The 12627-nt window shown below is 54.4% G+C and carries 8 protein-coding genes; 3 read left to right on the top strand and 5 right to left on the bottom strand.

Annotation, left to right across the window (positions count from 1 at the left end; all coding sequences use genetic code 11):
* Positions 1–246 precede the first annotated feature (246 nt).
* From ACR0BU_RS12180 to ACR0BU_RS12170, 3 genes are read left to right on the top strand one after another with little or no spacing between them, the layout of a single operon-like run.
* Positions 247–3048 (top strand): xanthine dehydrogenase family protein molybdopterin-binding subunit, encoded by a 2802-nt coding sequence (locus ACR0BU_RS12180; protein ID WP_480737306.1) that lies wholly within the window; start codon positions 247–249, stop codon positions 3046–3048.
* Between the two features lies 1 nt (position 3049).
* Positions 3050–3568 carry a (2Fe-2S)-binding protein gene (locus tag ACR0BU_RS12175; RefSeq protein WP_480737308.1) on the top strand — a complete coding sequence of 173 codons (519 nt, stop codon included), beginning with the start codon at positions 3050–3052 and terminating at the stop codon, positions 3566–3568.
* Between the two features lie 2 nt (positions 3569–3570).
* Positions 3571–4866 (top strand): c-type cytochrome, encoded by a 1296-nt coding sequence (locus ACR0BU_RS12170; protein WP_480737309.1) that lies wholly within the window; start codon positions 3571–3573, stop codon positions 4864–4866.
* A 10-nt stretch (positions 4867–4876) separates the two neighbouring features.
* On the opposite strand, the gene ACR0BU_RS12165 is transcribed toward ACR0BU_RS12170, so the two are convergent.
* From ACR0BU_RS12165 to ACR0BU_RS12145, 5 genes are all read right to left on the bottom strand, one after another.
* Positions 4877–7993, bottom strand: coding sequence for an efflux RND transporter permease subunit (locus ACR0BU_RS12165; RefSeq protein ID WP_480737311.1), 3117 nt, complete (start codon positions 7991–7993; stop codon positions 4877–4879).
* An 8-nt stretch (positions 7994–8001) separates the two neighbouring features.
* Entirely contained in the window at positions 8002–9105 is a 1104-nt protein-coding gene (locus ACR0BU_RS12160; RefSeq protein WP_480737313.1) for an efflux RND transporter periplasmic adaptor subunit, read from the bottom strand.
* Positions 9106–9378: 273 nt separating this feature from the next.
* A complete protein-coding gene (locus tag ACR0BU_RS12155) occupies positions 9379–9690 on the bottom strand; it encodes a hypothetical protein (RefSeq protein WP_480737314.1) in 312 nt (103 codons plus the stop codon).
* On the bottom strand, positions 9632–9874 hold the full coding sequence (locus ACR0BU_RS12150; RefSeq protein WP_480737316.1) for a hypothetical protein: 243 nt from the start codon (positions 9872–9874) through the stop codon (positions 9632–9634). The genes ACR0BU_RS12155 and ACR0BU_RS12150 overlap by 59 nt, the downstream gene beginning before the upstream one ends.
* A 1478-nt stretch (positions 9875–11352) precedes the next feature.
* Positions 11353–12261: a type IV pili methyl-accepting chemotaxis transducer N-terminal domain-containing protein gene (locus ACR0BU_RS12145; RefSeq protein WP_480737317.1), complete on the bottom strand. Its 909-nt coding sequence runs from the start codon at positions 12259–12261 to the stop codon at positions 11353–11355.
* Positions 12262–12627 lie beyond the last annotated feature (366 nt).

Genomic DNA, 12627 nt, shown 5'->3' with positions numbered 1-12627 from the left:
CTCGGGCGCATCGCAAACAATCGCTGTTTGGTTTGACAGCGCCGGGGGCGCAGCTGACAACACGATCATCCCGCTGAGCGACTGGCGACTGTATGCCACTCTGTCGCAACCTGACCCAATAGAATAGACCCGTATTCGGGACTTCTCCTTGTTTTTGGCGCTTCTCTGGTGATTTAATATCGTTTTTCTTCAATTTGCTTATTGACCGTTTATGGTGGTCACAAGACAGCTTAGGGTATATCGGCCATGACACAGTCACCGCATTTTTGGACCCGCAGGCGCCTGTTAATAATGGGAGGTATGCTGGGCGCGGGTGAGGTCCTCAAACCCACGGTGACGTATGCGTTCTCGCCCGAGGAACCTTTGCCTATTGAGCCTGGTTGGAGCGGACCGGACGGGACCCAAGTAAATTACCGCATTGATGGTTATGCCAAAGTCACCGGCGCCAAGCTTTATGCTAGCGATGTGCGTGGCGCCGATTTGGACGGCTGGCCGGATGATATGAGCTATGCAACCCTCGTTTTGTCGCCACAGGCTCAGAAAGTTTTCAAAGGATTGGACCTGTCGGGGCTGGGTGACGAGATGCAACCGGACCGGGTTATCACCGCTGATAATCTGGACAAGGCTGGACTGGCCGCAACCGGGTTCTTCAATACAGACCTGTTCTGCAAGCCCGATAATGTACCGTTGTATTTGGGACAACCCGTTGCGTTACTGATCTACGACGACCTCGCAACCTTTCAACGCGCACAGCATTTTCTGGTAGGCAATGATGCCATTTTTGCATTGGGCGATATACGACCTCCTGCCGAAGAAACTCCATATGGTGCGTACCGCTTTACCCGCATTGCGGGTGAAAGCCCTTATGGGCCGGATGTATACTCGCCCCTGCTGGATGGTTGGGTCGGACCGCGCCGGTTTCGCGATACCGAAGCCCCGGTCTGGGCCAAGGCCGATGCGACAGGTGCGGCACCCGAACGGGCAAGTTTTTACGGCAACCAGATCAGAGCCGGTCTTAAGGACGGTAAGTCCGGTAAGCTCTATTCCCAGAACTTCCAAACCCAGTCTATTGATCATGTCTTCATGGAACCCGAGGCCGGGCTGGCAACCTATGAAGCATCGGACAAGAAACTATCCCTGATGCTTGGGGTGCAGTCGCCACAAGCTATTCTGACGGCCGTCGGTAATCTGGTGCAATCCGCCATACCACCGCATGACGTAAGCGAGGTCGATGGCCACTTTGCGTCGATGGGTGGTGGCTTTGGCGGAAAAGACCACACCATCCTGCCGCTGTATGTTGCGCTTGCCGGGCTGTTCTCGCCTGGCCGAACAACGCGTCTGGCGCTGAACCGTTTTCAACAATTTCAGCTAGGACTGAAGCGTCACGCCTTCCAGATCAATAACCAACTGGCCGTTGACCCCGAAACCGGCCAGTTTCAAGGCTACGCTTGCGATCTTGTCTGTAACGGAGGTGGCCGCGCCAATTTCTCGACCGTTGTCGCACATGTCGGGGCCACCAACGCAACCTCAATCTACTACGTTCCCAAAAGCGACGTCACGGCAATGGCCACGAAATCCAGTGCCGTCCCTGCTGGTTCGATGCGCGGCTTTGGAACCCTGCAGACGATGACCGCGATGGAGTGTCTGGTCGACGAAGTAGCCATCGATCTGGGAAAAGACCCCTTCGAGCTACGCCGCCAGAATGCTCTGCGCACCGGATACTTGAACCTGACGGGAAATGCCGCCAGCGGTGCGGCGCGATCCGTCGAAGTTCTCGACCGGCTGGAACAAAGTGCGCTCTGGCAGAACCGCGCTCAAGACGAAAGCGCCTATGAATCTGCCAATCCGGGCAAGACTTATGGCGTCGGGGTCGCGTGCGTAATGAAGGATTACGGCGGCGGCGGCGATGCCACCCGCGCATCCGTCACCCTGTCGCCTGAGGGTCGGATCACGCTTCACAGCGATGGGGTGGAGATGGGCACTGGCCTGTCTACCGCCTCGGCCCGGCGCGTCGGGGATTACATGGGGCGCAATGCCGATAAGGTTGAGATGTTCGTGCAAGGGGCATGGGACGCGCTAAAGCTGGAAACCTCAGGCAATGCCTGGGCGATCACACAGACCGATCAGGACAAAGCGGCGAAGAACCCGCGCTGGGTGCCCCTGATCGGATCACCTACGGGCGCATCTGTCGGGGCCAGCGTCAACAGTCACGGGCCAGCGCAGGCAGCGTATGTCATCATGCGATACGGCCTCTGGCCCGCAGCGCTTTCGATCTGGAGCGAGGGTCCGTTGTCCGGCGAGGCAGCAGGCGAATTCCTGACCTTTGACAAGATGCGCTGGGTGGATGGCAAACTGACCGGTGCGGGAATGGAGCCACTGACACTGGAACAGCTCGCGTCCCGTGCACACCGAGATGGCCTGGTGACCGGGGCAATGGTGCATGGCTTCAATCGCTGGTCCTGGACCACCGCAACGTTCCCAATCGGGGGTGAATCCGAGACGCTGGCCATTGACGCTCTGGCCATTCAGCAAGGCGGCGAGGATTGGACATTGATTGACCGGACCGAGGTCAATTTCCCTTCGACTGAGTTTGAAAAGGTTGGCGTCAACTATTACGCCGCCTGTGGCGCCGTCGTGGGTTTAGGTGTCGACAAAGTCAGCGGAGAAGTCAGAGTCGAGGCCGTCCATCAGGTCTTGGAATGTGGCCGCCCCATTGTCCCCGAACTGGTGTCGGGCATCTCACAGGGCGGGATCGCTATGGGAATTGGATATGCTCTCTACGAAGACCTACCGCTTTATGACGGCGGACCCGGCGAGGGAACTTGGAACCTGAACCGGTATCACATCCCAAAGGCTGCTCAGGTCCCGGTGTGGAAAACAACGCTCGAAGTGTTGGACCCGATCAGTGATACAGACCCGCCAAAGGGCATGGGCGAGGTTGTGATGATCCCTGTCGTCCCAGCTATTCTCAACGGAATCAACAACGCGGTCGGCGCACGGGTGAATTCTCTACCCGCCACGCCGGACAAGATCAGAGAGGCATTGTGATATGCCCCAGCTAATGATGAAGGTGAACGGTAAGGCAGTTGGACCGCACGATGTACCCGACGATCTGCCGATGGTGAGCTATCTGAACGACGTGCTGGGCCTGACTGGAACGAAGTTCAGCTGTGGCATCGGCGTATGCCATGCTTGCGTTGTGATGGTCGAGGAACCGGACGGTACCATTACTACGCGGCGTACCTGCATCGCAGGCGCTACAACCTTTGCCGATAGCTCTGTCATAACGGTCGAGGGGCATGCCACCGACGGCAAACTGTCGGTGGTTCAGCAGGCGTTTGTCGACAATTTTGCGTTTCAGTGCGGTTATTGCACGCCAGGTTTTGTCAACGCGGGCACCGCGCTGATCGCACAGCTTCGCGCAGACCCGGTAACCAAAGACCAGGTTGAGCTAGCCGTCCATTCGGGACTGGGTGACCACATCTGCAGATGCAGTGGTTATGTCCGATACTTTGAGGCGTTGCGCGATCTGATCCTGTCGGACGACACACTGACCAAAGAGGAATAGGTATGGGACGTGTTCTGAAAGCCCTTGCAACTCTTGGAGCGCTAGGCGGCCTGGCATATCTTGCGTTCGCATACTTTTGGGGTGTCCCGGCGGTGGAAAAGCGCCCTTTGGCGACGGATCAAGCCAGTATCGACGCGGGAGAGTATCTGACAACTCTGGGCGATTGCGTGTCCTGCCACACCGCGGAAAACGGTGCATCCTTCGCGGGAGGCCGTTTTTTAGAAACACCATTTGGCGGCGGAATTTATTCGGCGAACATCACCCCTTCAGCCCTGGGGATCGGCGGTATGACATCGGCCGAATTCTATCAGGTGCTGGCCTTTGGTGCAGATAACATGTGGGCCCCGATCTACCCGGCCATGCCCTACACCTCGTACCATCTGGTTACCCGCGACGACAGCGATGCCATGTTTGCTTATCTCATGAGCCTTGATCCGGTCGACGCGGCGGTACCGGAAAACACATTGCCATTCCCTTTCAACATCCGCTTGTCTTTGTTCGGGTGGAACGCATTGTTCGCCGCCCGGCATCAGTTTGAAGCCGATCCATCCCGGAGCGATGAATGGAACAGAGGCGCGTATCTGGTCAACGGTCTCGGACATTGCGGTGAGTGCCACACGCCCCGAAATGCCTTAGGTGCGCTTGAGAATGATAGAGCCCTAAGCGGCGCGCAGCTGACTGATTTTGAGGCACCCGACATCACCACAGCCGGATTGGCCCGGCAAGGTTGGACGCACGCCGATCTGGTCTCATATTTTGCGACAGGGGCCGGGCCACAGGGAACAGCATTCGGAGAGATGCATCTGGCGATCAAGAACTCGCTCAGCAAAGCTGAACCCGGGGACCGATCGGCCATCGCCAGCTATCTGCTAAATCTGGATACAGAGCCGCCCGAAACGGGAAGCACTGATGATGGCGGACAATCCGAAGCATCGGCCGCGGTCGCCCAATTATCCCATACCTATGATGCGGCCCGGGGCAAATCGCTATACCTGAGCAACTGCTCGTTGTGCCATGGGGGCGAGGGCCAAGGCATTCCCGGTGTTATGCCTGCATTGTACGGAAACAGCACCGTGTCACAGGCAGATGCGGTAAATTTGGTGTTGGTCATCGATCAAGGATTGGACCCAACCGGTCCAGGTTCGAATTTCGGCCCAATGCCCTCGTTTGGCGGGCGGCTCAGCGTCGCAGAGATAACGGACCTGGTGAATTACCTGCGCCTGCAATTCGGTAATTCGAACCTGCCGCCGGCAGGAGCCGAATCCGTTCAAGCGATATTGGGTGAAGCCCAGAAGTAGGTAACGCCGTTTAACGCGTCCGAAGCGAAACCAGATATTCTTTCGCAGACTGAAACGCCGCATACAGCACCGGGATCATCAATAGACCCAGGGTACTATCGACGATCATACCGAACAGGACCGGATAGCCAATCGAGACCCGGGCTGCTGCACCTGCCCCACTTGACAGCACCAGAGGAAGAACCCCGACAATGAAACACAAGCCAGTCATTGTGACTGGGCGAAACCGAATTTCTGCCGCCTTTATTGCGGCATCGCGAATGCTGGCGCCGGATTGTCTTTGCTGATTGGCGAACTCGACAACCATGATGGCTTTCTTCGCTGCCAGCCCGATCAGCAACACCATACCGATCTGAGCAAAAATGTTGCTGGTGAGAAACGGATAACACCAAATGGGAATGAGAGCGCCCAGCAAAGCAAAGACGGCTGAAGTAATGATCGACAGCGGCAAGATCCAGCTTTCGTACAAGATCGCCAGAAACAGATAGGCCAGTATCAGCGCCGACAGAATGATGTATGGCACCATGTCTTGAGATTTAACTTCCTGCTGCGTTACGCCTGACCATTCGATCTGGAAGCCATCGGGCAGCGTTTTGTCTGCGATCTCTTGCATGACTTTGATGCCCGCGCCAGAGCTGACACCGTCCGCCAGCTGCGCGCTGACCGATGCAGCCGTGAACAAGTTGTACCGAGGGATCGAATCCGGGGCGAGAACAGGTTCGCTGCTCAGAAAGTTTCTTAGCGGCAGTGACTCGCCTGCGCTGTTTTTGACGTAGATGTTGTCCACATCATCCAGCGTTTGCCGGAACTGTGCATCGGCTGAGATGGCGACCCAATAGACGCGTTCGGACAGGATGAAATTGTCAACGAAATAAGTGCTGAGGTTGGCTTGCAGCGCTGTGAAGATGTCTGAAACGCTCACGCCAAGCGCCTCCGCGCGATCCCGGTCGACTGATAGACGATACTGCGGAGTCTGACCAGAAAAGCTGCCATGGGCGCGGACAAACTCTGGTGCCGCGTTCAGGGCCGTGACGAAGCCATTCATCACTGAATCCAGCTGCTCCCCGTCGCCCTTTTCAAGATCCAGCAGTTCGACCGAAATACCACCCGTCGACCCGAGACCATGGATAGTCGGAAACGGAAAGACATAGCTTTCTGCCTCAGGCAAGGTTGCCAGCTTTTGATCCAGATCCCGCATGATCGCTTCCCAATGCAGTTCGGGGCTTTTGCGTTCATCCCACGGCTTTAGCGTTACAATCGCCATTCCGGCGTTCGAGCGGGTGCCTGCCAGCATACTGGCGCCGGAGACGGTGGTTACGGTGTCCACTCCGGGGGCCTTTTCGATGACCTCACCTGCCTTGGACATGAAGGCCTGTGTACGCTGAAGCGAGGCACCGTCCGGCAGGGCAATCGCCGCCAGCAAGACACCGTTATCCTCTTGTGGGATCAAACCGGTCGGCACCGCCTTGAACAGATATACTGTCGCTCCAACACAGGCGGCGAAAACGAGTAGCGAGACAGTGATGTACCGCAACATTAGCGACACAAGCCGCATATACTGCCGCCTGATCCATGAGACAGCTTCGGGCACAAAACCCAAAGGACCAATCGGTTTCATACCTGACTTTAGAACCATCGTGCAGAGCACCGGGGCCAAGGTCAGCGCATTTACGGCTGACAGCACGAATGCGAAAATGATCGTCGCTGCGAACTGGTAGTAGATCGTTCCGGTCATGCCAGGGAAAAAACACACCGGTACAAATACCGCGGCAAGCACAAACGTGGTCGCGATGATCGGTCGGTTGACCTGTGACATCGCTTTGAGCGTAGCTTCGCGCGGATCGAGGCCGTCTTCATTCAGAATGCGTTCTGCGTTCTCGATGATGATGATTGCATCATCGACCACTAGTGTAATGGCTAGAACCAAAGCGAACAATGTGATCATGTTCGCACTAAACCCGACCGCATAGATCAGCGCGACGGCGCCCAACAGCGAAACAGGGATTGCAATTGCCGGCACAATGGTCGCCCGGAAACTGGCCAGAAAGAGGAACGTAACCGCGATCACCAACCCGGCTGTAAGCGCCAACGTTTTCAGGATATCTTCGATGGAAACACGAACAGCGTCCGTCACGTCATAGGTGATCTCATATGATACGCCATCCGGAAACTTCTTTGAAAGCTCACTCATCAGGGTATGGATACTGTCTGAAATCTCCAAAGCGTTGGCGGTGCTTTCTTGATGCACCGCAATCGCCGCCGTATCCTTGCCATTCAGTTGCGACGACCCGGTATATGTCGCTGAGCCGAGTTCAATCCGCGCCACATCTTCCAGTCGCGTGACCGATCCGTCATCGCCTGTTGAAATGATGATCCGGCCAAATTCTGCGGCATCCCGCAACAGGCCCTCGGTCCGCAGTTTGAACTGAAAATCTGTACGGGCATCGCCAAATGGTGGGGCTCCAACCTGCCCGACAGCTGCGACAACGTTTTGGTTTTCAATCGCATCGGCAATCTCTGACGCGGTGATATTCAGCGCGGCCATGCGAACCGGGTTGATCCAGATCCGCATACTGTATTCCAACTGGCCGAACTGAGAGACCCCACCAACCCCTTGTAAACGCTGCAATGGGTCATGCAGAAAATCGGCCGCATAATTGCTGAGATGCAACTCATCCCGGGACCCGTCGGGCGAGGTAAGGTTGATCACAAGGATCATGTTGCCGGATTGTTTGGTAACTTCGATCCCTTGCTGTTGGACAACCGATGGCAGTTCCGCGCTAGCCAGGGCGATGCGGTTTTGCACCTCAACCGCTGCAACATTAGGGTCAGTTCCTAACTCGAACGAAACACTCAGCGCGTAACTGCCGTCATTCGAGCTTTTAGACTGCATGTACAACATGCCGTCGATCCCGTTCACGCGTTCCTCGATGGGTGTGGCAACGGATTCCTGGATGACCTGCGCATCCGCGCCGGGATATGATGCGGCCACATAAATCTGCGGAGGTGTGATGCTCGGATATTCCGAGATTGGCATCAGCCTTACACACACTGCACCAAAAAGCACCATCAAGATCGCGATAACAGCAGCGAAATGCGGGCGATTGATGAAGTAGTGAGAGATCAAGCCGAGCCCTAACTCTGACTATCGACCGGATCCACAACCAACCCGTCGTGAATTTTCTGCAACCCCTGCACAACGACCCGATCACCATCCTTCAGGCCCGAATTCACCTGGGTTCTAGTCGCGGTTTGAGTGCCGATTTCAATATCCGTCCGGTGAACCGTATTTTTGCCATCGACGGAGAAGACGAAATAGCCCTGCTTGTCAAACTGCACCGCATTGCGTGGCACGGTCAAAACCTTGGCATCGTCCGAGCCGCTGAGCGCAACGATGACGATCTGACCGGGAATGAGAAGCCCGTCCGGATTGGCGAATGTGGCCCTTAGCTCGATTGTATCAGTGTCCTGACTGACGCTGTCGCCGACATAGGTCACTTTGCCTTCGGTTCCGTAGGTTTCACCATCGGCCAGAGTAATTTGTGTCGTCAGCTTGACGCCTTGAGGGGAAATAGACCCATTGCGGCGTTCGCGCAGCAAAACGGGCTCGCTAACGAAAAAGCTGACCAGAATGGGATCAATGCTTGTGACCGTCGCAAGAACACCACTAGCGGAATCGACAAGGTTGCCCGCATCGACCGAGGACAATCCGATCCGTCCGTCCAAAGGGCTGGCGATTTCGGTGTAATCCAGATCAATCTGCGCGATCTTCAGCGCGGCCTGAGCCTCATCAACGGCGGCCTGGCCTTCAGCGTACGCGGCCAAGGCAGTGTCTAGAACCGATTGGGGGATATCGCCTTTGTCAAACAGGGTCTTCTGCCGGTCCAGCGCGGCCTGGTCGCTTTGCGCACTGGCCTGAGCGCTTTTTAATGCGGCTTGAGCACTTTCGACACTTGCGGAGTATTTCCTCTTTTCGATCCTGAAGAGATTGTCGCCTTTTTTAACCGTTCCTCCTTCGGTAAAGTTGATCTCCTCCAAAACGCCCTCGACCCGCGCCTGCAGGTCGACGCTTTGGTCTGCAATGACACGCCCTACAAACTCATCCTGTTTCTGCAGTTCTTGCATTGTCGCCGAAGCAACGACCACACTGGGTGGTGCTGGCGCTTCCGACTCCGCAATACTAGGGCTGGCCAATACAACCGCGGCCAGAATGCTTTGGAGAAGGGTAGCAGAGTTCATTAAGTGCTCGACTGCTTTGTTGGAGGTATCAGAACACTATCCACATCCCAGTTCTGCGGCGCAACGCAATTCCTCCCGGTGTTAGGTGCCGAATGCAGAACCGGAGGAGGCAGAGACTGACTCACCGGCCGAAAAGAAACCCCACACGTAAACACGCAATGTGGACCTAAACTGCCGAAGTCAGGACATCTTAGGCTCACCCCATCAGGAGAACACTGTCTAGACGAACCGACCTTTGAAGTCATTTTGGGTCATTTGGGTTTAGGATATAATCTAAAGGGTTACCTGTGGCCAAATTTGCGACGTCTCCAAGACAGATAAAACGTCGTCAATTACGATGTAGGCTTGATCGATCTCAGGCACTTCTTCACCTTCGATGATCTTGTAGCCGAACACAAAATCGTCACCTGATGCCCTTGGGTTCGTCAGTTCGACGATCAATGAAACGGGATTGCCATTTTGCTGGCCAACAAGAGCGGCGTTTGGTGGATCAGAAGCAAAACTATCGTCGCCTTCGCTCCAGATCTTAACCAGCTGCTCGCTTGGAATTGTTGCGGCGGCCCGATGCGGCCGATCCGTGAACATTATGAGGTTCTTGTCCGCCCCCAACCAGCGTAAGCATTCCCTCGGACATCGCGGCCTTGTCGCTGTGCTGTACAAGAAGAACGCTTTCAGCAGTCTTAAAGTCTTGGGAAGATTCTGCAATTGCCGACGTCCCTAAGCCTACTGCGGCAATCGCAATGGAAAATAGTTTGATGTTCTGATACATTTTTTTGGTCCTAGATAAACGCAACCCGAGAACAGAGTGTTTGCTTTGGTTTACATAAGAAGGTCTATTGTCACCTGAATCACGATGGGCGATATCGCTGAAGCAATTCAGATAGAGTTTTTCTCTCGCTGATTGCGCGACGGCCAACCGGCGTTAACGATTTATTCACCTACGTTTGAATTTTTCGTTTCAATCCGGCCAATCTGTTCTAGGGAGCAGGCTAGTTGCCGGTTACCTCAGCCCCATCAGTATCAATCGTCACTGCTGTTGAAATCTGACTGCTGCCCGTTGCACCGGCGCCAACCATATCGTTCGCGAACCCTTGGGCCCAGAGAGTCCAAGTAGAACCGTCTGTCACTAGGTAGGGGTTTTCGATTGAACTTTGTTCGTCACCTTTGATGGCGCTGTATTGATAACTGATCGCACCATCACTGAGCACTGGGTCTGTTATCTCGATAATCAAGGAAACGGGTTTCCCATCTTCGGTTTCGCCGACCAGTGCGGCATTGGGCGGATCGGCGGCAAGACTATCATCACCTTCGCCCCATCATTTTATAAGTTCAGCCATCGGTATTGTGGATGCAGCGCGGTGAGGTCGATCAGCAAACACGATTTTTCTTTTGGCCGCGCCCTCTAGTGTGAGAGTTGTGCCTGCAAACGTCGCTGTATCTGCATGCTGAACAAACAAAAAACTTTCAGGTGCATTCTTGTCCTCTGACGCTTGGGCCGCGACCGCAGTCGCAATCACACCTGTCATCATTGCTGTTCCGAGAATTCAGGCCGACGTTTTCATATCTTACTCCATAAGTGGCTTCCTGCATTTGGGTAAATACAAGCAGACCTTTACACGAAGAACATGGTTCTTAAGACATGTTCGCTCCCCTTAAGTTCGCGTTGGCCGCCACGCGTTTCAAGAGAACATGGGATAGTCTTAATCAAACAAACACAAAGTGAAATCGAAATCCTTTGAAGCAGGCTTAGTGATCTTTCGTTTCTCGACACTAAACCAACGCACGGAGCCAGACAGCTCGTGTTCTCCGCCAAACTTTGTGTATTGGGTATACACTTTTGGAGAGAATTAATCATTCTTAACGGAACGCAAAGGTTGAAGCCGGGTCAGATTGCATAAATCCAGCTTTTTGAGCATTTAATGGCGTACTCAACGCCCGGTTCTCGAAACCAAAGCCGGACATTTTTTCCGCCATTAAGAAATGGCCGACTGAGTGTCAGGCTTTGTCAGATTCTGACCCGGCCTTGCTTTGAAGATCTACTCCGCCGACACAGAGAAAAAGCCAGCAGAGAGCCGTTCTGATTGGCGTGGCGAGCTGCGGTTAAGTTCAGCCATGATCACAAAACTGACTTCAGACGACCAGCATCCGAGGTCCGGATTGAAGTAAGCGCGTAACTTCGCGATATTCTAAGTCGGGCACAGATGCCTGACGTATCGCGCAAGCGGAGACTCGATACTCAATTCCCAGCTAGGAAATTGCCTTGATTGCTTCTTCGTAAGCCAGAACTGCTTTTTCAGACTCAGCTTCCAGGACATCCATTTCCGCGCAGAAATGCACGACATCATCAAGGCTAGGCACCTCTACGCTGTCCAGAGCTTCAACGGTTGGTTGAAGTGCCGCCCAATGACCCTGAACTTGCGTAAGCGCGTTGTGCGCAGCCTTACTCGGAGGTTTGGCCATTGTAATATATTCATTGCCGCCGCCTATGAGTGCATCGACGATGTTGCCAAATTTTGCGGCGTTTTTCTTGAATTTCTCGTGGTGTTCTTGTGCTTCGTTGCCGGTCGCCGCGAGCGCAATTTCTTTACAGACCTTCTGGGTAATCATCCGTTGACGGCCCGCAAAGTCCAAGGCCAGGGCCAGTGACGCATCTATATCGACTTCTCCGTAAGCCTGTTCCAATCTACGAACGACGACTTGGCAGGCCTCTTCAAGCACTTCGTCATTGCCCACAATCATGTTCAGATGCGCATCATCTACTGACCTGGCAGCAATGATTTCCTCAACTGCGGTCCGGTAGGGTGCCCAGAGATTTGCGACGTCTTTGAGTGCAGTGTTGACCGCATAAAATCTTTCACGGTCGACGCCCGAAGACCCCTTACCCTCTTTGAAACCAAGCAGGATGTCGTCGAATTCGTCATGCGCTTCCTGAAGCTCCTTCAGGTCCCTTTCGACCTCTGCATTCATGCTCAGAAGAACGGCAGCTTTAGCTGCCTTTTCGGTTAGGAAGCTCAGTTTACCAGCAGCCAGAATCCGATGTGTAACCTGCCCCGGAGCCATGGCAAGTGCGTAACCACCAACCGGCATGAAGGCCGTCATAGCGAGTCCAGATGCTCCGGTGACGAAAAAACGACGACTAATTTTCATTGCTGACATCCTTACCTTCGTTACGTTTAACCAACCATTTTGGATTCAAGGCAAAGTAAGTGGCCCATTGTGGTACGCCGAAGATGAAAATGTGGTGAATTTTGGACTTGTGAAGTGTCAATTCGGTTCTTAGCCAATTTGGTCGCGCGCGAAACGAATTGGGTTCGATTTCTTTCCGGGATATCAGAAAGGATCAGATGTTTTCTCTGGCTATGGAAACTTGCCACCTATCGAACCCGGAACTGTAACTGCGAACAGAACTCCGCCAGCCGTCCCAACAGCGTTGTTTTGGAACCTTATGAATGAGCAAAGCAAAGCCGATGTAGTAGACGCGGCTTGCTGCAAAATCTCTCGTAAAGGCAAGGCTTGTGGCGA

Source organism: Ruegeria sp. CK2 (assembly GCF_056536585.1).
Note: the sequence above shows the minus strand (reverse complement) of the source record. Positions and strands in the feature narration are given on the sequence as shown.